At 72.1% G+C, this 22,843-nt stretch carries 21 protein-coding genes; 1 reads left to right on the top strand and 20 read right to left on the bottom strand.

Annotated elements, in window-relative coordinates; translation table 11 throughout:
* The gene (locus KVF89_RS27470) at window positions 1-1,668 is read right to left on the bottom strand and encodes an AMP-binding protein (protein ID WP_257430320.1); all 1,668 of its coding nucleotides are present in this window, start codon (window positions 1,666-1,668) and stop codon (window positions 1-3) included.
* Complete coding sequence (locus KVF89_RS27465; RefSeq protein WP_257430319.1) at window positions 1,665-2,474, bottom strand: enoyl-CoA hydratase/isomerase family protein; 810 nt, start codon at window positions 2,472-2,474, stop codon at window positions 1,665-1,667. Before KVF89_RS27465 ends, KVF89_RS27470 begins: the two co-directional genes overlap by 4 nt.
* A 102-nt stretch (window positions 2,475-2,576) precedes the next feature.
* Here KVF89_RS27465 and KVF89_RS27460 point away from each other — a divergent pair, with 102 nt between their 5' ends.
* A complete protein-coding gene (locus KVF89_RS27460; protein WP_257430318.1) occupies window positions 2,577-3,653 on the top strand; it encodes a Zn-dependent alcohol dehydrogenase in 1,077 nt (358 codons plus the stop codon).
* A 98-nt stretch (window positions 3,654-3,751) separates the two neighbouring features.
* Here KVF89_RS27460 and KVF89_RS27455 read toward each other — a convergent pair whose 3' ends face one another.
* The 18 genes from KVF89_RS27455 to KVF89_RS27370 all read right to left on the bottom strand — a co-directional run bounded on the left by KVF89_RS27455 (window position 3,752) and on the right by KVF89_RS27370 (window position 22,755).
* A complete protein-coding gene (locus KVF89_RS27455; protein ID WP_257430317.1) occupies window positions 3,752-4,150 on the bottom strand; it encodes a Zn-ribbon domain-containing OB-fold protein in 399 nt (132 codons plus the stop codon).
* A gap of 5 nt (window positions 4,151-4,155) precedes the next feature.
* Complete coding sequence (locus tag KVF89_RS27450; RefSeq protein ID WP_257430316.1) at window positions 4,156-5,316, bottom strand: thiolase family protein; 1,161 nt, start codon at window positions 5,314-5,316, stop codon at window positions 4,156-4,158.
* On the bottom strand, window positions 5,313-5,819 hold the full coding sequence (locus KVF89_RS27445; RefSeq protein ID WP_257430315.1) for a hotdog family protein: 507 nt from the start codon (window positions 5,817-5,819) through the stop codon (window positions 5,313-5,315). Before KVF89_RS27445 ends, KVF89_RS27450 begins: the two co-directional genes overlap by 4 nt.
* Complete coding sequence (locus KVF89_RS27440) at window positions 5,816-6,412, bottom strand: FAS1-like dehydratase domain-containing protein (protein ID WP_257430314.1); 597 nt, start codon at window positions 6,410-6,412, stop codon at window positions 5,816-5,818. The genes KVF89_RS27445 and KVF89_RS27440 overlap by 4 nt, the downstream gene beginning before the upstream one ends.
* Complete coding sequence (locus KVF89_RS27435) at window positions 6,409-7,632, bottom strand: CaiB/BaiF CoA transferase family protein (RefSeq protein ID WP_257430313.1); 1,224 nt, start codon at window positions 7,630-7,632, stop codon at window positions 6,409-6,411. The genes KVF89_RS27440 and KVF89_RS27435 overlap by 4 nt, the downstream gene beginning before the upstream one ends.
* Window positions 7,629-8,852 (bottom strand): CoA transferase, encoded by a 1,224-nt coding sequence (locus KVF89_RS27430; RefSeq protein WP_257430312.1) that lies wholly within the window; start codon window positions 8,850-8,852, stop codon window positions 7,629-7,631. The genes KVF89_RS27435 and KVF89_RS27430 overlap by 4 nt, the downstream gene beginning before the upstream one ends.
* Window positions 8,845-9,060: a ferredoxin gene (locus KVF89_RS27425; RefSeq protein WP_257430311.1), complete on the bottom strand. Its 216-nt coding sequence runs from the start codon at window positions 9,058-9,060 to the stop codon at window positions 8,845-8,847. Before KVF89_RS27425 ends, KVF89_RS27430 begins: the two co-directional genes overlap by 8 nt.
* Window positions 9,060-10,265, bottom strand: coding sequence for a cytochrome P450 (locus tag KVF89_RS27420; protein WP_257430310.1), 1,206 nt, complete (start codon window positions 10,263-10,265; stop codon window positions 9,060-9,062). Before KVF89_RS27420 ends, KVF89_RS27425 begins: the two co-directional genes overlap by 1 nt.
* A 35-nt stretch (window positions 10,266-10,300) precedes the next feature.
* Window positions 10,301-11,806, bottom strand: a complete 1,506-nt coding sequence (locus KVF89_RS27415; RefSeq protein ID WP_257430309.1) for a TRAP transporter large permease — start codon at window positions 11,804-11,806, stop codon at window positions 10,301-10,303.
* Window positions 11,803-12,402, bottom strand: a complete 600-nt coding sequence (locus KVF89_RS27410) for a TRAP transporter small permease (protein WP_257430308.1) — start codon at window positions 12,400-12,402, stop codon at window positions 11,803-11,805. Before KVF89_RS27410 ends, KVF89_RS27415 begins: the two co-directional genes overlap by 4 nt.
* A 66-nt stretch (window positions 12,403-12,468) precedes the next feature.
* The gene (gene dctP, locus KVF89_RS27405) at window positions 12,469-13,611 is read right to left on the bottom strand and encodes a TRAP transporter substrate-binding protein DctP (RefSeq protein ID WP_257430307.1); all 1,143 of its coding nucleotides are present in this window, start codon (window positions 13,609-13,611) and stop codon (window positions 12,469-12,471) included.
* A 272-nt stretch (window positions 13,612-13,883) separates the two neighbouring features.
* The gene (locus KVF89_RS27400) at window positions 13,884-14,756 is read right to left on the bottom strand and encodes a formylglycine-generating enzyme family protein (RefSeq protein WP_257430306.1); all 873 of its coding nucleotides are present in this window, start codon (window positions 14,754-14,756) and stop codon (window positions 13,884-13,886) included.
* The gene (locus tag KVF89_RS27395) at window positions 14,753-17,095 is read right to left on the bottom strand and encodes an arylsulfatase (protein WP_257430305.1); all 2,343 of its coding nucleotides are present in this window, start codon (window positions 17,093-17,095) and stop codon (window positions 14,753-14,755) included. Before KVF89_RS27395 ends, KVF89_RS27400 begins: the two co-directional genes overlap by 4 nt.
* A 21-nt stretch (window positions 17,096-17,116) precedes the next feature.
* Entirely contained in the window at window positions 17,117-17,464 is a 348-nt protein-coding gene (locus KVF89_RS27390) for a DUF202 domain-containing protein (protein ID WP_257430304.1), read from the bottom strand.
* Window positions 17,461-18,249, bottom strand: a complete 789-nt coding sequence (locus tag KVF89_RS27385; RefSeq protein ID WP_257430303.1) for an SDR family NAD(P)-dependent oxidoreductase — start codon at window positions 18,247-18,249, stop codon at window positions 17,461-17,463. The genes KVF89_RS27390 and KVF89_RS27385 overlap by 4 nt, the downstream gene beginning before the upstream one ends.
* 37 nt (window positions 18,250-18,286) lie before the next feature.
* Complete coding sequence (locus tag KVF89_RS27380) at window positions 18,287-20,425, bottom strand: acetate--CoA ligase family protein (RefSeq protein ID WP_257430302.1); 2,139 nt, start codon at window positions 20,423-20,425, stop codon at window positions 18,287-18,289.
* A 3-nt stretch (window positions 20,426-20,428) separates the two neighbouring features.
* Entirely contained in the window at window positions 20,429-21,307 is an 879-nt protein-coding gene (locus KVF89_RS27375) for an SDR family oxidoreductase (RefSeq protein WP_257430301.1), read from the bottom strand.
* The gene (locus KVF89_RS27370) at window positions 21,304-22,755 is read right to left on the bottom strand and encodes an aldehyde dehydrogenase (protein ID WP_257430300.1); all 1,452 of its coding nucleotides are present in this window, start codon (window positions 22,753-22,755) and stop codon (window positions 21,304-21,306) included. The genes KVF89_RS27375 and KVF89_RS27370 overlap by 4 nt, the downstream gene beginning before the upstream one ends.
* Window positions 22,756-22,843: the final 88 nt, after the last annotated feature.

Below are 22,843 nucleotides of genomic sequence, written 5' to 3'. Positions count from 1 at the left end.
TCAGCCCTCCCGGTCGTGGGTGTCCGGGGTGACCCCGAGGGCGCGCAGCTTCGCCTTCTGGACCCGCTGCGAGGGCGTCTTCGGCAGCTCGTCGACGAAGCGGAGGAAGCGGGGCACGGCGAAGGACGGGATCCGGACGTCGCAGTGGGCCCACAGCTCCTCGGCGGTGGGCGGCGACGCGTCGCCGCCGGTGATGACGTAGGCCATCACCTCGTCCTCCCCGGCCTCGCTGGAGGCCGGCACCGCGATCACCGCGCATTCGACGACCGCGGGATGCGCGAGGATCGACGTCTCGATCTCGTAGGAGCTGATGTTCTCGCCCCTGCGGCGCAGGGCGTCCTTGAACCGGTCCACGAAGTAGAACCAGCCGTTCTCGTCTCGGCGCAGCGCGTCCCCCGTGTGGAACCACAGGTTGCGCCACGCCTCGACGGTCTTGTCCGGCATGTTGAAGTAGCCCATCGAGCAGATGAACGGCACCTTCGGCCGCACGACCAGCTCGCCGATCTCCCCGATGGCGACCTCCTCGTCGGTGTCCGGGTCCACCAGCCGGACGTCGAACCACTCGTCCGCCGCGAGACCGGCGGCCCCGGCGGGGCGGTCCTCGCCGTACGGCGAGATGATCGGCGCGGAGGTCTCCGTCAGGCCGAAGACCTCGACGAAGGCCTCGATGCCGTAGCGCTCCCTCATCGGGCCCACCAGCGTGGCGGCGGTCGGCGCGGCGAACACCACGCGCAGCGGGTTGTCGGCGTCGTCCTCGCGCCGGTCCTGCTTCCAGATGAAGTCCATCATCACGCCGATGAAGTTGGTGACCGTCACGCGGCTCTCGCGCAGCTGGTCGACCCAGCGGCTCGCGGAGAACCTGCTGCGCGTCACGAACCGGGCGCCCGCGACCAACGTCGGGTAGGCCGCCATGAACTGGGCGTTGCCGTGGAAGAGCGGCGTCACCGACATCCAGGCGTCCGCCGGCGTGAGCCGGACCAGCGACACGCACTCGTCGGCGAAGAAGTACATCTGCGCGTGCGGCATCGCCACGCCCTTGCTCGGGCCCGTGGTGCCGGAGGTGAAGAGCACCGACGCCAGGTCCTGTGGGCGTACGTCGGGCAGCGCGATCGCGCCGTCGACGACGCCGGGCGCGCCGGCGTCCTCGTCGAGCTCCTCGAACGGCGCGGCGTCCCAGCCGGCCGCGCGCAGGGTCTCGAGCGCCTCGTCGCGGGTGCCGGTGTCGATGACCCAGAACTTGCGGATGGACTTGGCCGCCTCGGCGATCGCGACGAAGCGGGCGGCGTAGACGTCGTCGACGACGGCGAGCGTGGCCTCGACGGTGCTCACCTGGTGGGCGAGGAAGTCGTGCTCGTAGGCGGTGTTGACCGGCACCTCGACCAACCCGGCCACGGCGGTGCCGACCCAGGTCCGGACGAACTGTGAGGAGTTCTGCGCGACCAGGACCACCCGGTCGCCCGGCTCGGCGCCCGCGGCGAGGAGGCTCCGGCCCACGCGCTCGGCGGCCGCGAGGGTCTCGGCGAAGGTCCAGGTGCGCCCCTCCTCGGGACAGTCGAGCCAGACCGCGTCGGGGCGCTCCGCGGCGTGATGACGCAGCACGGTCGGCAGCGCCCACTGGGCGCGGTCGGCGAAGGTGGGCTGGAGGTCGCGGTAGTGCCGGATGCTCACTGGTCGTCCTTCTCGGTCGGCTTCTGCTGGGCGCGCCGCGCGGCGCGGAAGTCGGGCTTGCGCTTCTCGAGGAAGGCGTTGGCGCCCTCGAGCATGTCCTCGCTGCCGATGGCCTGGATGAGCATGCCGAGCCCGGCGCTCATGTTGTCCTTGGAGGCGTTCCACCACTGGTTGGAGCTGATCTTGGCGATCTCGAGATAGCGCGGGCTCAGCCGCTCGATCTCACCGAGCCACCGATCCACGGCCTCGGCCAGGGCGCCGTCGGGCACGACCTCGTTGATCAGGCCCATCGTCAGCGCCTGCTGGGCGGAGTAGCGACGGCAGAGCATCGCCATCTCCTTGGCGCGCTTCTCGCCGATCTGCACCGCCATCAGGTTCGTGGCGCCGAGCACCGGCGCCGAGCCGACGCGGGGCCCGGTCTGGCCGAACGTCGAGCGCTCGGTGGCGATCGCGAAGTCGCAGGCGACGACGAGCTCGTTGCCGCCGCCGGCCGCGGCTCCGTCCACCGCGGCGATCACCGGGCGCGGGCAGGACCGGATGGCGTCGACCAGCCGCAGCGAGCCGGTGAAGAGCGAGCGCAGCTGCTCGGGATCGGGCTCCCCGAGCTGGTCGAGGGCACCCCCGGCGCAGAAGGCTCCGCCGGCGCCGGTGAGCACGACGGCGTCGTACGCCGCGGCGTCCTCGAAGGCCGCGATCATCGTCCGCGCCATGTCGAGGTCGTAGGCATTGAGCCGGTCGGGACGGTTGATGGTGATCCACCGGACGTTGCCGTGGGGTCCTCTGGTCTCGACGTCGATCGCGGCCACGCGTCTGTCCTCCCTCGGAGTCGATCCGGGTCAATCCATGGTTTTGATGATCAGCAATCTACGGTAACGTCCATCACAGAGGCAAGAGAGAGGACGCTCGGCGTGAAGGCTGCGGTGCTGCACGGGTTCGATCAGCAGGTGGTGCTCGAGGACGTGCACGTCGAGGCGCCCCTCGCCGCGGAGGTGCGCATCCGCACGGCCGCGACGGGCATCTGCCACTCCGACCGCCACGGCCAGACCGGCGGCAACCCGGCGCTCGGCCTGCCCACCGTGCTCGGGCACGAGGCGGCCGGCGTCGTCGTCGAGGTCGGCCGCGACGTCTCCGGGATCGCACCCGGCGACCACGTCGTCGTGGCGCCGGCCGGGTCGTGCGGCACCTGCCCCTGGTGCAGCCAGGGACATCCCCAGCACTGCACCGACCTGAGGCGGACCCGCGCCGACGGATCGCCACGGCTCACCCTGGACGGCCGGGCCGTCACCCAGTTCGTCGGGATCGGCAGCTTCGCCGAGGAGATGCTCGTCCAGGCGTCCAGCGTCGCGAAGATCCCCGTGGACATGCCCCTCGACAAGGCCGCCCTCCTCGGGTGCGCCGTGATCACGGGCCTGGGCGCCGTGCGGCACAGCGCCGCCGTCCGGGTCGGCGACACCGTCGCCGTCATCGGCTGCGGCGGCGTCGGGCTCAGCGCGGTGCAGGGCGCCGTGCTCGCCGGCGCGTCCCGGGTCGTCGCCGTCGACCGCATGCCCGAGAAGCTCGACCTCGCCCTCCGGATGGGCGCCACGGACGTCGTCGACGCCGCCACGACCGACCCGGTCGCCGCCGTCCTCGACCTCACCGGTGGTGTCGACCACGCGCTGGAGATGGTCGGTCTCCCCGCGACCATCGCCCAGGCCTTCGCCATGCTGCGCACCCGCGGCACGGCCACTGTGGTCGGCCTCGCCCGGCCGGGGGACGCCGTCTCCATCCCGGCGTCGGACCTGCTCGCCGAGAAGCGGCTGCAGGGCTCACGGCTCGGCGGCACCCGGCTGCGGGTCGACGTACCGCTCTACGCGCGGATGTACCTCTCCGGCCGGCTCGACCTCGATGCGCTGCAGGGCGCCACCGTCTCGATCGACGGACTCGCGGCCGCGCTCGACGGGATCGACGGCGCCACCGCCGCTCGGACCGTCGTCACCTTCTGACGGCCCGGGCACGCCGCTGTAACTAACTGCTACTGCCACTGGCGTACCGGTAGACCGGTGTGGTGGAGGCAACAACAGATAGTTACAGCCGGCGAGCCTCAGCCCCCGAGCCGACCCACCGGCAGGTGCTCGCTGCCCTCGGGCCGGACGAACCGCACCTCGACAGCAGCGCCGACCGCGAGCGCGGCGACATCGGCGTCGGGCAGCAGCAGGGTCAGCCACGGACCCTCGTCGGTCTCGACGATGCCGATGACGGTGTCCTGGGCGGGCTGGTCGTCGCGCGGACGCCCGGGCTTGATCGTCCAGCTGACCAGGTGGCCGCGACCGGATGCCTCGCGCCACTCCAGGTCGGCGGCCTGGGAGACCGAGCACACCATCGCGCTCGGCTCCGACCACGCGCCGCTGCTCGGCGAGAAGCGCAGCAGGAGCCGGCCCTCGGCCGAGGCCTCGAAGAAGGGGGCGGAGAAGTCGTCGCGGACGACGGGAGCCAGGGACATCGCGGTCACCTCGTCTTCGGGTGGGGGCTGAGGACCAGTGTGGAGTGGAAGTCGAGGACGCCGCCGTTGCCGCTGACCATCACCAGGTCGTGCTGCGGCACCTGCCGCTCGCCGCCCTGGCCACGTGCCTGGATGACGGCCTCGGACAGCGGGGTCATCCCCCACATGTAGAACGACGACAGCTCGCCACCGCCCGTGTTGGTCGGGTGCGACCCGCCGGGGGCGATCGCGCCGCTGGCGACGAAGTCGCCGCCCTCGCCCTTCGCGCAGAAGCCGTAGTCCTCCAACGTGATGAGCGTCGTGTAGGTGAAGCAGTCGTAGAGCTCGCGCACGTCGATCTCGTCGACACCGACGCCGGCCATCTTCAGCGCGTCCGCGCCCGACCGGGCGGCGCCGGTGACGAGACCGAACTCGCTGTCGCGTCGGTTCACGTAGCCCGGATGCCCCTGTCCCCAGCCCCACACGTGCACGGGCGGCTGCCGCAGGGTCGCGGCCCGTTCGGCGCTGGTCACGATCACCGCGACCGCGCCGTTGCTCACCAGGCAGCAGTCCAGCAGGCGCAGCGGGTCGGCGATCATCCGCGAGGACTGGTGGTCCTCGAGTGTCATCGGCTCGCGCATCTGCGCCGCGGGGTTCATCGCCGCCCACTGCCGGGCCGCGACCGCGACCGCGCCGAGCTGCTCGCTGGTGGTGCCGTACCTCTCCATGTGCCGGCGGGCGGCGACGGCATAGCGCTCCGGGGCGGCCTTGAGGCCGGCGGCGAACGGCAGCGAGCCGACGCCCTCCATCGCCCGAGCCTGACCGGGGTACGCCGCGCCGGCGCGCTTGCCCTCCTTCAGCGGCGCGTCGGCGTACACGCAGGCGACGACCTCGGCCATGCCGGCGTCGATCGCCATGGCGGCGTACTGCACCATCTGGCCGGCCGAGGAGCCGAAGCCCTGGATCGTCGCCAGCAGACGGGTGTCGCGCATCTGCAGGGTCGACTGCAGGCGCAGGTCGGTGTCGTTCTTGACGCCCGGGTTGACGTACAGGCCGTCGATGTCGGCCAGGGTCAGGCCGGCGTCCTCGGCGGCACGGCTGATCGCCTCGACGGCGAACTGGGTGGCGGTGCGGCCGTAGATCTTGCCCATCTCGGTCATGCCGAGTCCGGCGATGGCGGCGGTCACGGGGTCTCCTGTCCGGTGGTGCGGGTGGTGGGGGCGGCCGTGCCGCTCTCGGCAGCGCGGCGCGGCAGCTCGACCTCGACCACGCCGGGGCCCACGCTCACGCCCGCGCCGTTCTCGCAGCGGATCACGATCTCCACGATGCCCGTCTCGCCCTCGAGGCGGGTGGCGGCGACCTCCGCGATGACCCGCAGGGTGTCGCCGACGTAGTTGAAGCTGCGCATCCGGAAGCCGCGGATGCCGCGGATCCGGCCGGCCAGTCCCATCCAGTCGCGCACGCTGCGCTCCCAGGAGCTCATCAGGAAGGAGGTGTTGGCGTACATCTCCTCGGCTCCGGTCGAGCGGGCGTACTCGGTGTTGTGGTGGATCGAGTTGAAGTCGCGGTTGCTGCCGGCCGCCATGACCAGGCGGTAGACGGTGAGGGGCAGCTCGACGACGGGCAGCTGGTCGCCGACGACGACGTCCTCGAAGCGGCGGCCCTCCAGCAGCGGGGTCTCGGCACTCACGACGCGTCCTCCTCCTTGGCGTGCGGAACATAGGCGTAGGTGCCGATCCGGATCCGGCCGACGACCTCGAGCTCCGCGGTGACGATCTCGCTCCCCCAGGTCAGGAACGCGCCCCGGCCGACCGCGGTCTCCTTGGGCTTGCAGCTGAGCAGGGTCCTCCCCCGGCGGCCCAGCCGCTCCCCCGCCACGACGTCGCGCAGGAAGTCGACCTCGATGTCGGTTCCGAAGAAGCCGGTGGTGCGCGGCCCCAGGGTCATGTCCGCGTTGTTGATCGCACTGTGCACGGGCTGGGCGTCGCGCTCGCTGCTGGCGAAGAGCACCTGCCCCGGCGTCCAGGCCGCGGGAATGGTCCACGCGATGACGCCGGTGGCCGGCATCGTGACGTCGGCGTACCCTGCCGCGCGGGCCAGCTCCGGGTCGGTGTGCAGCGCGCAGTCGAGCTCGAGCGGCTCGAGGTAGCGGCGGATCCCGCCGCGCTCCACGGCGTCGCCACCCCAGGTGACCGCGCCCTCGGCGAAGTCCTTCCCGATCGCGTCGATCACCGGCTGCCACGCGGCCTGCCAGTCCTGTCCGGTGTCCGCTGTCGCGGTCATCGCAGGATCCCTCCTTCGGTGAGTACGGCGACCCGCTCGGCGTCGTAGCCGAGGATCTCCGTGAGGACCATCTCGTTGTGCTGACCGAGCGTGGGCGCGGCGCCGCGCGGACGCCCGGGCGTCTCGGACAGCGCGTAGCGCGGGCCCTCGACCCAGGTGGTGCCGTGGCGCGGGTGCGGCAGCTCGACCAGGTGCCCGCGGTGCCCGAGCTGGCTGTCGGCCGGGTAGTCGTCGCTGGTGACCGCGAGGTGCGCGGGGACGCCGGCGGACTGGAGCACGCGCTCGACCTCGGTCGCGGCGAGCCCGCTGGTCCAGGCGGCCACGGCGGACTCGATCTCGTCCTGTGCCGCCCGCCGCCCCTCGACCGTCGCCAGGTCGGCGCGATCGGCCAGGTCGGGCCGGCTCATCGCCCTGGCCAGGGCGCGCCACTCGGCGGTGTCGCGGGCCACGACCGCCACGAAGCGGTCCTTGCCGTCGACCTGCCGACAGCCGAAGACACCGTGGGGGGCGTACTGCTGGTCACGGTTGCCCTGGCGCTCGGCGATCGTGCCGTCGTAGCCGAACTGCGCGACCTGCGGCGAGAGGAAGTAGATGCCGGCCTCGACCTGCGAGACGTCGATGTAGGCGCCCTCGCCGGTACGGCGGCGGTTCTCCAGCGCGGCCAGCAGCGTCACGAGGGCGAGGCGCGGGCCGACGTAGTCGGTGTAGGGCCCGAAGGTGCCCATCGGCAGCCGGTCCTCGTAGCCGACCAGGTGCTGGAACCCGCTCAGCGACGAGCCGACGTTGCCGAAGCCGGCGAGGGTCGACCAGGGACCGTGCTGCCCGGCGATCGAGGTGCTGAGCATGACGAGGTCCGGCTTGCCGGCGCGCAGGGTCTCGTAGTCGAGGCCCCACTTCCGGAGCTGGCCGGGCGAGAAGGACTCGACGACGACATCGGCCCACGCCACCAGGTCGCGCACGACCTGCTGGCCCTCCTCGGACTTGAGGTCGAGGGTCAGGCCCAGCTTGCCGGCGTTGCAGTTGCCGAAGAGCGCGGAGCCCTCCTTGTCCTGCACGCCGCCGTGGAAGGGCTGCATGAGGCGCGCGGTCTCGACCCGGACGCTCGACTCGACCCGCACGACGGTGGCGCCGAAGTCGGCGAGGGTGCGGCCGATGAGCGGTCCGGCGACGACCCAGGACAGGTCGAGGACCTTCAGCCCGGCCAACGCGTCGGTGGTCATCGCAGCCACTCCCTCAGTACGACGTCGGTGTGCTCGCCGACCAGCGGCGCGCGACCGCGGACCCGCGGACCCTCGGGGCCGCGTACCTGCGCCATCCGGCCGGGCAGCTTGACGTCGGTCGAGCCGACGTCGACGTGCCCCCAGAAGCCGCGCTCCTCCAGGTGCGGGCTCGCGGCGATGTCGGCCATGTCGAAGATGGCCATGCACAGCAGCCGCCGGCGGATGGCGGCGTCGAGGACCTCCGCCTTGGTCCTGGTCAGCAGGAACGCCCGCACCGCGGCGCGCGCCACGTCGAGGTCGTCGTGGCCGAGCTCACCGGAGACCAGCCGGTCCGGCACGACGCGCCAGTCCCACGACGCGACGGGCTCCTCGACCGCCCCCTCGTCCCGCAGCCAGGCGAACAGGTTGTTGGTGAACGTGCCGGCGGCGGGACCCATCGAGAGGTGGAGCTCCACCATCCCGTCGCGGCAGTGCCACTTCTTCAGGCTGTTGGGGGTCGCCGCGCCGCTGCCGCTCTGGTCGGTGCGTCCGCCGGTGCGCTTGCCGGGCGTGGTCTGCCACTCCGGGTGGTCGTCGCCGACGGCCGTGGCGAGGACCCGGGCGAGGGTGGCGACGCCGACGGCCTCCTGCGCGGAGACGTCGACGACCTGGCCGCGGCCGGTCGCGCCGCGGGCGAGGACGGCGATCATGGTGCCGGCCGCCGCGTCCGCGGCCGCGTGCAGGAAGGCCTGCGGGACGCTGATCCGCAGCGGCGGGAGGTCGCCGTCGCGATGCGGGGCAAGCGGGCCTCCGGCCGCCCAGACCACGAGGTCCGTGTCGGCGTACGGCGCCTTGGGGCCGTCCCAGCCGAACGCGCTGACCACCGTGTAGACGAGCCCCGGCCGGTCGGCGCGCAGCGTCGCCGGGTCGAGGCCGAGCGCCTCCAGGCGCGGGCGCGGCCAGGAGGTGACGACGATGTCGGCGGCGTCCGCGAGGAGCCGGAGCCGGGCCACCTCCTGGGGGTCGTCGAGGTCGAACGCGGCCCCGCGCTTGCCGGCGGCGAACGCCTCCCAGTACATCGAGCTCGGGGCGGCGCCCTCGGCGACCGGCGGTGCCTGGCGGGCCGTGGACCCGCCCGCCGGCTCGACCTGGACCACGTCGGCGCCCAGGTCGGCAAGCAGCCGCCCGCAGAGCAGGCCGCGTTCGTCGGTCAGGTCCAGGACGCGGAGGTGCTCAAGCATCGGCCGGCGCGGTCTCCGTGACCGCGATCGCGCCCTCGGGACAGGCGTCCGCGGCGTCCTGTGCCTGGCCGACGAGGTCCGCCGGGAGCTCCCAGCAGCGACCGCGCTCGGCCACGAAGCCCTCGTCGTCGTCGGAGAGCAGGTCCTCGGCGACGGCGTAGCACCGGCCGTGGCCCATGCACTTGCCCGCGTCGATCGCGATGAACATCAGGCCTCCACGTCCCACTCGAGCGGCAGCGAGGACATGCTGAGCTGGACGCCGCGCTCGGTCAGCTCGGTGCCCGCCTTGATCCGGTACTCCGGGATCCGCCGGTGCCACTCCTCCAGCACGACCTTCAGCTCCAGGCGGGCCAGGTGCATGCCGAGACACCGGTGCGGGCCACCGCCGAAGGCGAGGTGCTGGTTGGCATTGTGGCGCGCGACGTCGAACTCGTCGGGGTTCTCGAACTTGCGCGGGTCGCGGTTGGCCTGCGCGATGCCGAGCCAGACGACGTCGCCCTTCTCGACCTCGAGGCCGTTGAAGTCCTGCGGCTCCTGCACCTCGCGGCCGGCCTGGAAGACCAGCGGGTAGAGGCGGAGGAACTCCTCGACGGCCTTGGGGATGAGCGCCGGGTCGTCGATCAGCGCCTGCCTGTCCGCGGGGTTCTGGGCGAGGTGGGCGTAGATGTAGCCGAGGGCGCTGCGGGTGGTGTCCAGGCCCGCGAGCATCAGCGTGAGGCAGATCGTGAGGATCTCGTCCTGGGTGAGCGCCTCGTCGTCGATGCGGGCCTGGACGAGCCGGGTGACCATGTCCTCCTTGGGGTCGCGCGGGTGGGCGCGCCGCTCGTTGACCGCCTCGTCGAAGTACTTCATGATGCTCGTCTTCGCGGCCTCCGCCCGGCCCGGGTCACCGGCCAGGAGCGCGCCGAAGTAGTCGTCGGACCACTCGAGGAACTGCTCGCCGTCGCTGACCGGCAGGCCGAGCAGCGCCAGGAACATGTCGGTCGGATAGCGGATCGCGAACTCCTTGACGAAGTCGCAGCTGCCCGCGTCCTCGATCTCCTCGATCAGCTCGATGCACCGCTGCTTGGCCATCGGCTCCATCCGCCGCACGGCGGCGGGTGCGAAGAACTGGTTGAGGATCCGGCGCAGCTTGACGTGCGGCTGCCCGTTGAGGTCCTGCGGCAGCAGCGGCTCGCCGAGGCCCGGCCGCAGCGCGCTGCGCACCGCTGTCGTCCAGGTCTCGTGCTGCTGGAAGCCCTCCTGGACGTCGTCGTAGCGCTGCAGCATGAGGAAGCCGCGGTCGGTGGTGTCGTTGAAGAGGAAGCGCGCCTTCTCCCGGTCCTCGTCCAGCATCCTGTAGTGCTCGAGGATCGGAGCGGACCCGGTGAAGTCGGTGTGCGCGACCGGGCACCCGCGGTGCGTCTGCGTCATGGGGTGGTGCGTCCTTTCGGGGCTGGCGGGATCGATCAGCTGTCGGAGGCCATGCTGGGCAGCCAGGTGCTGATCTCGGGGAAGAAGATCAATATGACGGTCACCAGGATCGCCATCGGCATGAACCACCAGCAGGCGTTGAACACGTCGTTGAGGCGGATGTTCTGCCCCTGGTTGACCTCGGGCTCCTTCGTGATCTGGTGGATGATGAAGGCGAGGATGCCGACCGGGGGCGTGACCACCGCCAGCTCGCCCATGAGGACGGCGAAGGCGCCGTACCAGAGCAGCGAGATGTCCAGGGAGATGAGCGTCGGCATCAGGATCGGGATGGTGAGGACCATCATCGGCAACGGCTCCATGAAGGTGCCCAGCACGATGTAGACGACCATCATCAGCAGCAGGAAGGTCACCCGGTTGAGGTCCATCGACTCGACCAGCTCGGCGAACCCGGTGCTGATCCCGGTCAGGGTGAACATCCGGGAGAGCATCTCCACACCGATCAGCATGAAGAAGATGCCACCCACGCTGCTGACCGTCGCGACGGAGGCGTCGGCGATGGCGCGGAACGGGCCGTCGCCCCTCTTCCAGATGAAGGTGATCAGCAGCGAGACCAGCGCGGCGCAGGCACCCGCCTCGGTGGCGGTGAAGGTGCCGGAGAACATGCCCCAGACGATCACCACGATCAAGATGGGGACCGGCCAGATCTTGGCGAGACTGCCGAAGCGGTCGCCCCAGGTGACCGGGTCCTGGCCGGCCGCCTCCTCGGCGACCGTGGGCGCCCAGCGCTTCGCGAAGATCACGATCATCACCGTGAACAGGATCGCGACCAGGATGCCCGGGCCGATGCCGGCCAGCAGCTGGGGACCGATCGGCACCTCGGCGATGCCGGCGTAGATCACCAGCATGATGCTCGGCGGGATGAGCTGGCCGGGCAGCCCGGCGACGATCACCGCGCCGATGGCCAGCCTCTTGTCGTAGCCGGCCTTGAGCATCTCGGGGATGCCGATGCGCGCCAGCGCATAGGCGGTGCCGACCGAGGAGCCACTCACCGAGGCCAGTCCGGCGCCGGCGATGTTGGTGCCGACCGCCAGGCCGCCGGGCATCCACCCGAGCCACTTGCGCCCCGCGGAGTAGAGACTCTCGGTGAGTCCGGCCTTCCAGAGCAGCAGGCCCATCAGGATGAACATCGGGACGACGCTCAGGCTCCACTCCGCCACCTGGCTGTAGGGCAGCGTGGTGAGCGCGCTCTCGACCAGCAGCTCACCTCGTAGGGCGTACATGCCGATCAGGGCGGGGACGATCATCGCCAGCGCGACGGGGAGCCGGATGAAGATCATGCAGAGCATCAGCACGATCGCGGCGATGCCGATGGCCTCGGGAACCAGCGGCAGCAGCATCGCGGTGGTCGACCCGATGATCAGGGCCACGGTTACGGCGAAGAAGATCCACGAGCGTGCGGAGTCACGTGGTTTCGAGCCCTGCGGGTCCGCGGGGTCCGCGGGCGGTGCCGCGGCGGGGTCGACGGCGATGTCGGCGCTCATCGGGCAGCCTCCTTCTCGTTGCGGTGCTTCTCGTGCTCCTGCGCCTCCATCTCGTCCAGCTCGTCGAGCAGCAGGACGTCGTCGGGATCGGTGACGACGTGCTGGTCGTCGCCCTTCACGATCGCCCGGACGGCGGCGTAGAGGAACTGGACGAACAAGATGCCGAAGCAGAGCGGGACCAGGAAGTACGGCGGCCACGCCACCAGGTTGCTGACCCCGGCCGTCTTGCCGATGTCCTTGGCGTGGACCGCCTCGCCCCAGCCGAACCAGGCGAAGCCCAGGCACACGACGGCGGCGAGGACGGACAGCACGGCGAGCACGTAGCGCTTGGTCGCCTCGGGGAACCGCTCGTAGATCAGGTCGGCCGCGATGTGCTGCCCCCGCGCCTGGGCGGCGATGAAGCCGAGGAAGGCGATGATCGGCAGGTACCAGTACTGGGTGATCTCGAGCGTGTTGGGGAGCGGATCGTTCGCGAAGGTCCGCATCAGCGCGTTCGCGGTGACGTGGACCATCATCGCGAAGGTCACCACCACGGCCGGGACCTCGATCAGCAGTGCGGGCCGGAAGTGTCCCTTGCGCTGGGTTGCGTTGCTCATCTGTCTCTCTCCGTCGGAAGGAGTCGTCCGGTGGCCCGGGCTCGGGACCCGGGCCACCGGTCGGGCTCAGGAGGGCCGGTGCTCCGAGAGGATCTCCATGACCGCGGCGGTGTACTCCGTGAGGTCGATCGAGTCCTTGTTCTGCGCGAACCAGGCGCCGAACTCGGCGTAGCCCACGTCCTCGAAGCCGTACTCCGCGACGGTGGCGTTCCACTCGTCGTTCGCGTCCTGCATCGCCTGGACGAAGGCCGCGCCGTCCGCGACGGCCTCGGTCTTGGCGAGGTTGGCGAGCAGCTCCTCGTTCTTCTCCTGGAGCTTCGCCCGCGCATCCTCGTCGAACGCCTGGATGCCGCCCTTGAACTTCGCGACGTCGTCGGCCATCTGGGCGTTGTTGACGAAGATCTTGTCGTCGACGTTGCTGCCGACGAAGATGTCGAGACGGTCCCAGAGCAGCTGCTGGGCGACCAGCGGGAGGCCGTCCCACGTCGTCTTGCTGAACGCCAGCGCTCCCGGCGCCAGGCCGAATCCGGCCTGCGGGTCGATGGTCACGAAGGGCGCCGCCTCGAGGAAGCCGCCGAGGACCGCGACCGTGGGGCTGGCGACCGTGCAGTCGACGACGCCGCGCTGGAGGCTCTCGTAGAGCTCGGTGTAGGGAATGGAGGAGGGCGAGCCGCCGAGGGCCTCGACCTGCGCGGACTGTGCCTGGCCGCCGGAGCCGACGGACGTGCCCTTGATGTCGCCGAGGCTGGTGCGTGCCTGGGAGCAGAACAGGGCGTTGGCCCCTGAGTTGTAGATCGGCACCATCGGCACCATGCCGTGGTCGTCGAACTCCTGCATGATCTCGTCGGTCTCGAACGCGACCTGGTTCGGCCAGGCGTTCGAGGCCAGGACGCCGTCGATGGCGCTCTGGTCGGAGATGAAGCCCGCCTCGATCAGCGCCGCGTTGGCGGGGTACTCGCTGGGGTCGTAGATCGGGAGCACCGAGGCGATGTCGAGCCGTCCGTCGGTCAGCGCGTCGTCGGCCTCACCGGGCTCGGCCACCGCGTTCGAGTAGGAGACGTCGAACTTGATCTTGCCGCCCGACCACTCCTCGACGGCCTCGAAGTACCGCTCCATCGGCAGACCGGTCACCGAGCCCTTGGGCGCCGGTGTCTGGGTCAGCAGGGTGATCTCGGAGACGTCGTCGAACGCCTCCTGGTACTCCTCCATGCTGGCACCGGCGTCGATGCCCTCTCCGCCCTCTCCGCCTGACGAGCCCGAGCTGCTCGATTCGGCACATCCAGCGAGGGCGGTCGCGCCCACCACAGCCAGGGCGGTCAGCACGCTGACCCGCTGAGACTTACGCAATCCAGCCATTGGCCTGAATCTCCATCCTGCGATTCTGATGATCACTCGGTGACCACGGTCATGGTGCGTGACCTCCATCACGCGCCATGAATATCATTAGCCTAGATTGCCGCCACGTCAATAGATGATGCGCATCAATTCCCGCCAGCTGCCGGATCCGCAGGCGAGAACACGCAGCGGAAGCCCACGTTGGCGCTCGCGGAGTCCGGGGTGAGCGGGATCCGAGCCGCCGGCCGGTAGCGCCGGCAGTAGTTGTCCGCGCACAGGAACGAGCCGCCCTTGAGCACCCGCGGCGGGTCGGGGGGCGCCCACGGGTCGCGACCCGCCGCGCAGCACCCGGCCGCGGGCTCGACGTACGCCGTCGTCGTCCACTCCCAGACCTGGCCCACCACGTCCACCAGGCCGAAGCCGTTCGCCGGGTGCGAGCCCACCGGCCGGGTGCCCCAGCCGCCCGGCCCCACGACCGGGAAGTCGCCGTCCCACACGACGGCCGGGACGCGACCGCCCGGCCGGGGCGAGTCGCCCCACGGGTAGGCGGTGCTCGCCCCACCCCGGGCGGCGTACTCCCATTCGGCCTCCGTCGGCAGTCGACCGCCCGCCCAGGCGGCGAACGCCTCGGCGTCGGCGAGATCCACGTGCACGACCGGGTGATCAGCGCGGGCAGCGACGTCGCTCCCCGGCCCCTCGGGGGCGCGCCACGACGCACCCGGGACCAGGCGCCACCAGGACGGATCGGCGAGGTCGACCACACCCTCGGGGACGACGAACACGGCGGCGCCCAGGCGCTCGGCGCGCGTCACGTGGCCGGTGTCCGCCACGAACCGGGCGAAGCGCGCGTTCGTCACCGGACCCCGGTCGACCGCGAACGGGCCCACCTCGACCTGGCGGACGGGGCCCTCCTCGTCGTAGAAGGCGGTCGAGCCCATCGCGAACCGTCCGCCCGGCAGCGCGATCCGCCGGGGAGCCCCCGGGTCCGGAGGCTCGCCCGGGCTCGCCGCGCCGCTCACTGGGTGTTCAGGGCGAGTCGGCGGGCCTCGGCCAACCGGGCCGCCAGCCCCTCGGCGACGCCCGGGTCGGGGTGATAGGTGGCGGCTCGCAGGTCGCCGGAGTACGGGAAGGACCGACGGCGGCGGTAGAGCTCCCACGAGACCGGGGAACGCCGGCAGATGCCGACGTCGATCCCCTCGAACGGCAAGAAGCCCCCGAAGCGCCGCAGTCCCGGCGCCTCCAGCACGCTGCCGTCACCGAGCCGGACGACGGCGTCCCACCGGCCGCCGTTCGTCGTCACCGCGAGCTCCAGCCCACGGAGGCCGTCGGTCAGCGGCACCGGGCCGAGGCGCCGAGGCGTGCCGAAGTCGTTGTGCTCGAACCAGAGGCCGCCCTCCTCGACGAACAGCAGGTAGCCCGCGGCCTGGCTGCCGTGCGCGAGGAGCACGCCCTCGTCGCCCTGCCGATAGGTCCACTCCAGCTCGACCCGCCATCGCGCACCCTGGACCAGTGCGCCGGCCCGGTGCCGTTCGAGGGTGGGCGTGCCCGCGGCGATCCGGACCGGACGGGGGGTGGGCGCCGGAGGGCGCTGCAGGAACTTCACTCCCGAGCCCTCGTCCAGCGGATAGACCTGGTTCGCGCGGGCCGCCCGGTCGAAGTCGGCCACCAGCTCGGCGACCTTCTCCGGGTGCCGCTCGGCGAGGTCGTCGGCCTGCACCGGGTCCGACTCGTGGAAGAGCTGCCAGCTCTCCTCGTCGAAGGGCGTGAGCGGTCGGCGTACCGTGGCCGCCTCCCAGCCGTCCTTGTAGTAGGACCGGTTGCCCACGCACTCGGTGTACTGCTCGCGATGGGTGGCGGCCGCGGCCGCGTCGGCCAGTGTCGGCGCGAAGCTGCTGCCCGCCACGGCGGCTCCCGGGACCGCCGTCGGCGAGAGCGGCACCTCCAGTCCGAGCAGGTCGACCAGGGTGGGCAGCACGTCGGTGATGTGGGTGTACTGGCGGCGGACCACCGCTCCCCCCTCCGGGAGGCGTGCCGGCCAGGAGAAGACGAACGGCGACTGCTGGCCGCCCCGCAGCGTGCTGAACTTGTAGAGCCGGAAGGGAGTGTTCGAGGCCATCGCCCACCCACGAGGGTAGTGCGGCCACGTCGTCGGACCACCCAGGTCGTCGAGGATCTCCGGCAGCCGCTCGTCGATCTCGCACACCTCGGGGTTCTGCATGTAGCCGAAGTACGACGCGGTGCCGGTGTCCGGCGAGGTGGCCCAGCTCGGGACCGGTCGCGGCTGGTCGCTCAACCGGGCCGCGCCGTTGTCGCTGCTGAACATGATGATGGTGTTCTCGAGCTCGCCGAGCTCGGCGAGCACGTCGCGCAGCCGGCCGACACCGCGGTCGATCGCCTCCACCATGGCGGCGTAGACCTCCATCTGGCGGGCATGCACCCGGCGCTCGGTGGCCGAGAGCGCGTCCCACGGTCCGACGTCCAGGCCCTCCTCGCCGTTGCGCGCGGGCAGCGTCGTGCCTTCCGGCATGATGCCGAGCTCGATCTGGCGGGCCAGGCGCCGCTCCCGCACGAGGTCCCAGCCCTCGTCGTACCGGCCCCGGTGCCGGGCGATGTCCTCGGCCCGCGCCTGCATCGGAGCGTGCACGCCGCCGTGGGAGAGGTAGAGGAAGAACGGCTTGTCCGGGTCGGCCGTGCGCACCTCACGGATCATCCGCACGGCGCGGTCGGTGAGGTCGTCGGTGAGGTAGTAGTCGTCGGGGTACTCGTCGACCTGGACGACCGAGTTGCCCTCGATCAGCCGGTGCGGGTGGTGGAAGTCGGTGAGCGCCTCGAGGAACCCGTAGTACTGGTCGAATCCGCGCTGCAGCGGCCAGTTGTGCCGGCTGCCCGCCTCCGAGAAGTCCTCGTCCTTGCACAGGTGCCACTTGCCGACCATCAAGGTGGCGTAGCCGTTGGCCCGGAAGATCTCCGGCAGCACCGGTTGGTCGAGCGGCAGCTCCGAGCGATAGCCGGGGAAGCCGGGATCGACGTGCGTGGGGAAGGCGATGCCGGCCGCATGCGCGTTGAGCCCCGTCATCAGCGCCGCCCGCGTCGGCGAGCACAGGGGGGTGACCCGGAAGTTCGCGTAGCGCACGCCGTCGGCCGCCGTGGCGTCCAGGTGCGGCGTGGGGATCTCCGAGCCGAAGCAGCCGATGTCGGAGAAGCCGAGGTCGTCGGCGAGGACGACGATCACGTTCGGCCGGCCCGCCGGGCGCGCGGGACGCTCGGGCCACCACGGGGTCGACTCCGCCATCGTCGTACGCACCTCGCCCCCGAAGTCGCGGTAGGGCTCGAAGGGCCGGGCTGTGGGGTCACTCATCTGCACGCTCCTGATGCGTTGTCAGGCGGTCACTGCCAGGACGACCGCGCATGCGGCGACGACCACGAGCACCGCCGCCACCGGCCACGGGGCCGAGGTCGGGATGGGGCGGCCCGCCTGGAGGGCGGCCTCCACCGCACGCCAGCGGCGCGCGCCCCAGAGTGCGGCCGCCCCCGCGGCGACGGCCAGGACGACGGCCAGGACCACCCGGAGACGGTGGTCGCCGTCGTCGACCAGCTGGGTGACCGCGACCGAGGCGGCCGCGGCGCCGAGCGCGGTCCGGGTCCAGGCGAGGAACGTCCGCTCGTTGGCAAGTGTCACCCGGTAGTCGACGCTCCCGTCGTCGGGTGCCGTCCGCCCGGTGCTCACCGCAGGCCGCGCCAGGCCAGGGTGCCGCCGTCGACGGGCAGCGTCACGCCGGTCAGGAAGGACGCGGCGTCCGAGGCGAGGAAGCAGACCACCTGGGCCACCTCGTTCGGGCGGCCGAAGCGCGGGATCAGGTGCGCGCCGGTCATGAGCCGCTCCTGGGCCACCGGGTCCGCGGCGGAGGCGATCTTCTCCATCGCCATCGGCGTCTCGATCGATCCCGGCGCGAACGCGTTGCAGCGCACCTCGGGCGACAGCGAGATCGCCGTGGACCTGGTCAGCTGCACGACCGCCCCCTTGCTGGCGGTGTACGCCGGCGACGCGTAGCCGGTGAGGCCGGCCACCGAGGCGGCGTTGACGATCGAGGGGCCGCGCCCGGAGGACCGCAGTGCGGGGGACGCCGCCTGGGTCGCGACGAAGACCGCCTTGACGTTGATCGCCATGACCTTGTCCCACACGTCCTCCGGCAGCAGGTCGACGCTCGCCCGGTCCGGCGCGAAGGCGGAGTCGATCACGCCGGCGTTGTTGACCAGGGTGTCCAGCCCGCCGCCGCCACGGACGGCCGCGTCGACCATCGCGCGCACGTCGGCCATGTCGGTCAGGTCGACGCGGACGACCTGGCCCGCGCCCCCCGCCTCCTCGACCAGCGCCAGCGTCTCCTCGGCGCCCTCAGCCGCGATGTCGGCGACGGTCACGTACGCCGCGCCCTGGCGCGCCGCCTCGATCGCGATCTCGCGCCCCATCCCCTGGGCGGCACCGGTGACCAGCACCCTCTTGTCGTCGAGCATCGGTCTGACTCCTGTTCTCGGTCTTGCCGGGTGGTGATCAGTGTCCGTCCGGCTCCGCGCCGGCCCAGGTCACGAGGGCGTCGAGGGCCTCGACGGCGCTGCCCTCGACCCGCAGCGGGTTGACCTCGATGCCGTCGAAGGCGGCGCCGTGCACGGCCTCGAGAGCCTCGGCGAGCCGGCCGATCCCGGCCACCGCGGACGCGACGGCAGCCCGGTCCGCGGCCGGGCGGCCGCGGACGCCGTCGAGCAGGGCGGAGCCGCGCAGCCCCTGCAGCATCCGCAGCACGGCGGCCTCGTCGACCGGCAGCGGGGCCAGCGCGACGTCGTCGAGGACCTCCACGAGCACGCCGCCGAGACCGACGGCCAGGAGCAGTCCCCACTCGGGATCGCGGGTCACGCCGACGAGCAGCTCGGTGGCCGGCGTGCGCATCGGCGAGATGAGCACCCCGTCCAGGCGCGCATCGGGCCGAGCGGCCGCGCAGGTGGCCACCAGGTCGTCGTACGTCGTCGCGGCGTGGGCGGGCTCGACGCCGAGCCGGACGCCGCCGATGTCGCTCTTGTGGCCGATGTCGGCGGAGACGATCTTCATCGCCAGCGGCGAGCCGGAGTCCGCCGCCGCCTTCGCGGCCTCGTCGGCGGAGTGCACGTGCCACGACGGGACGGCAGGCACGCCGGCCGCGAGCAGCAGGTCCCGCGCGGCGGCCTCGGACAGCGGCTCACCGGGCGTCAGCGCGGCGACCTCGGGCAGCGCCAGGGTCGTCGGCCGCGGCCGGGGGCGCCGTCGGCGCTCGGACCAGCGCGCGATGCGGCCGACGCCGTCGACGGCCAGGCGCAGTCCCGGCACGACGTGCCCGATGCCGCCCCGGCGCAGGATCTCGCGCACCTGGGGGCCTACGGGCTGGCTGGTCTGGGTGACGTAGAGGACCGGCACGGCCGCGCCCGCGGCGCCCGTGCCGATCGCGTCGACGAACCTCTGGCCGTAGAACGGGCGGCCGTCCTCGCGCCACGGGAGGCTGTTGACCGCGAGCACAGCACCGACGGAGGGGTCGGTGCCGACGGCGGTGACGGACGCCGTCCACAGGCTGGGGTCGATGATCGCCGCGCCGGTGATGTCGAGCGGGTTGTGGGCGTGGCCGAAGTCGGGCATCCGCTCCCGCAGCGCGGCGGTCGTCGCGGTGGAGAGCTCGGGCAGCTCGGCACCGACGGCCTCGGCCAGGTCGGCGACGATGTCGCAGGCGCCGCCGGAGATGGAGACGACACCGATGCCGGGGCGGACGAGCGGACCGGTGTGGGCGGCGATCCCGGCGGTGACCAGCATCTCCTCGATGGTGTCCACGCGGATCACCCCGAGATCCGCGAGCATCGCGTCGACCACCCGGTCGTCGCCGACGAGGGCACCGGTGTGGGACGCGGCGGAGCGCGCCGCGAGCTCGCTGCGGCCGGCCTTGAGCACGACGACGGCCTTGCCCGCGGCGGCCGCGCGGCGCGCGGCGTCCGCGAAGATCGCGGGCTGCTTGATGCTCTCCATGAAGATCGCCACGGCACGAACGGCGTCGTCGTCGACGAGTGCGTCGACGAGGTGGCCGACGCTCACCATCGCCTCGTTCCCCACGGTGAGCACGTGCGAGAGGCCGACGCCGGCCATCGCGGCGAACTCCTTCATCGCACCGCAGCTGGCGCCGCTCTGGGAGATCAGCGCGACCGGGCCCGGCTCGGTCGGCGGGTCGGAGAGTGCCATGGCGGGAATGCCCGCGCCGACGTTGACCAGGCCGAGCACGTTGGGACCGAGGACCGCGATGCCGAGCTCGCCGGCGAGTGCGACCAGTGCCTCCTGGCGGGCGAGGCCCTCCGGACCGGTCTCCGACCACCCGGAGCTGAGCACGATCGCGGCCTTGGCACCGGCCGCCGCGGCGTCCCGCAGTGCGTCGGGGGCGGCGGCCGCCGGGACCATGACATGGACCAGGTCGATCGGCCGGCCCACGGCGGCGCAGGTCGGGTACGTCGTCCGCCCGTGCACCTCGGCGCGCCGCGGGTTGACCAGGAAGGTGCTCTCCCCATGACCCGCGGCGACCAGGTTGCCGTGCAGCAGCGTGGAGAAGGTCGACTTGTCACTGGCCCCGATCAGCGCGAAGGAGCGCGGTGTCAGCAGGGCGTCGACGGACTCTCGGGTGACCACGCGTCACGCCTCCTCGGGGCCGGGGTCGCCCACCCGGCGACCGCCCTCACGGCGTCCGGCCTGGTCGGCGTACGTCGCGGCGGCCATCGACGAGGGGCCGCCGGCGCCGGTCATCCCGGCGTCGACGGGCAGCACGACGCCGGTGACGAAGGCAGCGTCGTCGCTGGCGAGATAGACGACACCGGCGGCGACGTCGGAGGGCCGCAGCGGCCGGCTCATGTAGCGGGAGCGGTCGAGAGCGGCCTCCGCGCCGGCCAGGTCGTCGGCTCCGCCCGCAACCAGGTCCGCCGTCATCTGGGTCACGACCGCGCCGGGGATGACGACGTTCGCGCGGATCCCGAACGGGCGCAGCTCGGCGGCGACCGAGTGGGACAGGCCGATGATGCCCGCCTTGACGGCGCTGTAGACGTGCGCGCCGACGCCACCCATCACCGCGGCCGGGCTGGACGTGGAGATGATGACCCCGGAGCCCTGGGGCTTCATGACGCGCGCGGCATGCTTCATGCCGAGCAGGACGCCGCGCAGGTTCACCGCGATGGTGAGGTCGGCGTCCTCGGTGCGGGTGCGGTCGATGGGTCCGACGGCGCCGATGATCCCGGCGTTGTTGAACATGACGTCGAGGCGCCCGAAGTGCGCCACCGCCGCGTCGACCACGTCGCTGACCGAGCCCTCGTCGGTGACGTCGGTGCGGCGGAAGAGAGCACGCTCCCCCAGCTCGGCGGCGAGGGCCGCGCCCGCCTCGGCCTGCAGATCGGCGATCACGACGCAGGCACCCTCGGCGTGGAAGGCCCGCACGGTGCCGGCACCGATCCCGCTGGCACCACCGGTGACGACCGCGACCTTGTCGGCGAGGCGTCCGGTCGGGGCCGCCTCGCCGCTCACAGTCCGACCGCGATCGACTTGGTCTCGAGGAAGGCCGCGAAGCCCTCGGGGCCCATCTCGCGGCCGATGCCCGACTGCTTGTAGCCGCCGAACGGCGAGCCGTAGGCCTGGGGGCGACCGTTGATGCTCACCATGCCGGTGCGCACCCGCCGGGCGACGCCGATCGCCCGCTCGTCGTCCGCGCTCCACACCGAGCCGGACAGGCCGTAGACGGAGTCGTTCGCGATCCGGACGGCATCGTCCTCGTCGTCGTACGCGATGACGGCGACCACGGGTCCGAAGATCTCCTCCTGCGCCACGCGCATCCCGTTGTCGACCCCGGCGAGCAGCGTCGGCGGGACGAACCAGCCGTCGGCGAGCTCGGGCGGCAGGACCAGGCTCTCGCCCCCGGTGACGACGCGGGCGCCCTCCTGCCGGCCGACGGTGATGTAGCCGGCGACGCGGTCGCGCTGGCGCTCGCTGACCATCGGCCCGATCTTGGTGTCGGACGCCATCGGGTCGCCGACCACCTGGGCCCGCATCGCGTCGGCGAGCGCGTCGACGAACTCGGTCTCGCGGGAGCGGGGCACGAGCACCCGGGTCTGCGCGATGCACGCCTGGCCGTTGACCATCATCGCCATCGGCAGCAGCGCGGGGACCACGACCGACGGGTCCGCGTCGTCGAGGACGATCGCGGCGGACTTGCCGCCGAGCTCCAGGGTGACCCGGGCGACGCGGGCGGCTGCCGCGGCCATGATCTTCTTGCCGGCGAGGCTGCTGCCGGTGAAGGCGATCTTGTCGACCTCGGGGTGCTCGACGAGGTGCTCCCCGGCCTCGCGGTCGCCCGGGATGATGCTGAGCACGCCCTCGGGCAGTCCCGCCTCGAGCAGGGCGTCCGCGAAGGCGTACGCCGTGAGGGGGGTCTCCGGCGGAGGCTTGAGGATCACCGAGCAGCCGGCGGCGAGGGCGGGGGCGAGCTTGAGCGACGGGGTGCTGAGCGGGCCGTTCCAGGGGGTGATGGCGGCGACCACGCCGACCGGCTCCTGGGTGACGAGGCTGGCGTTGCGGCCGTCGGACCGGACCTCGTCGTAGGCGAAGTCACGCGCCAGGTCGGCGTAGTAGCGGGTGTGCCGGATCGGGTTGGGCACGTGCGCCATCTCGCTGAACCACAGCGGGCAGCCCAGCTCGGAGGTGATGCTGACGGCGAGCTCGGGGGCGCGCTTCTCGAGGTGGTCGGCGGCCCGGTGCAGGACCTCGGCGCGCTCGGCGGGTGAGCTTCGCGACCACACGCCGGAGTCGAACGAGGCGCGGGCCGCGGCGACGGCTGCGTCGACGTCCCCCGTGGAGGCGAGTGCGGCACGGCCGACGAGCGCTCGCGTCGCCGGGTTGCGGACCTCGATCACCTCGCCACCCCGTGGCTGTCGCCAGGTGCCTCCGATGAACAGCTCGGGCCGATCGGTCAACGACATGAGATGGGTCCTCCCTCCGGCGACAGGTCGCCTCGCGGGTGTCTATTGCTGATAATGAAACATACCGTATGGTGCCACGTGACGCCAG

Source organism: Nocardioides carbamazepini, from assembly GCF_024614185.1.
Classification (GTDB): Bacteria; Actinomycetota; Actinomycetes; order Propionibacteriales; family Nocardioidaceae; genus Nocardioides; species Nocardioides carbamazepini.
This window is presented reverse-complemented; position numbering and strand designations above follow the sequence as displayed.

Bases quoted from the DNA above. Each gene is read 5' to 3' on its own strand.
- KVF89_RS27455 (WP_257430317.1), bottom strand. From the start codon at position 4,150: ATGTCCCTGGCTCCCGTCGTCCGCGACGACTTCTCCGCCCCCTTCTTC.
- KVF89_RS27440 (WP_257430314.1), bottom strand. From the start codon at position 6,412: ATGACCGCGACAGCGGACACCGGACAGGACTGGCAGGCCGCGTGGCAG.
- KVF89_RS27435 (WP_257430313.1), bottom strand. From the start codon at position 7,632: ATGACCACCGACGCGTTGGCCGGGCTGAAGGTCCTCGACCTGTCCTGG.
- KVF89_RS27430 (WP_257430312.1), bottom strand. From the start codon at position 8,852: ATGCTTGAGCACCTCCGCGTCCTGGACCTGACCGACGAACGCGGCCTG.
- KVF89_RS27425 (WP_257430311.1), bottom strand. From the start codon at position 9,060: ATGTTCATCGCGATCGACGCGGGCAAGTGCATGGGCCACGGCCGGTGC.
- KVF89_RS27420 (WP_257430310.1), bottom strand. From the start codon at position 10,265: ATGACGCAGACGCACCGCGGGTGCCCGGTCGCGCACACCGACTTCACC.
- KVF89_RS27415 (WP_257430309.1), bottom strand. From the start codon at position 11,806: ATGAGCGCCGACATCGCCGTCGACCCCGCCGCGGCACCGCCCGCGGAC.
- KVF89_RS27410 (WP_257430308.1), bottom strand. From the start codon at position 12,402: ATGAGCAACGCAACCCAGCGCAAGGGACACTTCCGGCCCGCACTGCTG.
- dctP (WP_257430307.1), bottom strand. From the start codon at position 13,611: ATGGAGGAGTACCAGGAGGCGTTCGACGACGTCTCCGAGATCACCCTG.
- KVF89_RS27395 (WP_257430305.1), bottom strand. From the start codon at position 17,095: ATGAGTGACCCCACAGCCCGGCCCTTCGAGCCCTACCGCGACTTCGGG.
- KVF89_RS27385 (WP_257430303.1), bottom strand. From the start codon at position 18,249: ATGCTCGACGACAAGAGGGTGCTGGTCACCGGTGCCGCCCAGGGGATG.
- KVF89_RS27370 (WP_257430300.1), bottom strand. From the start codon at position 22,755: ATGTCGTTGACCGATCGGCCCGAGCTGTTCATCGGAGGCACCTGGCGA.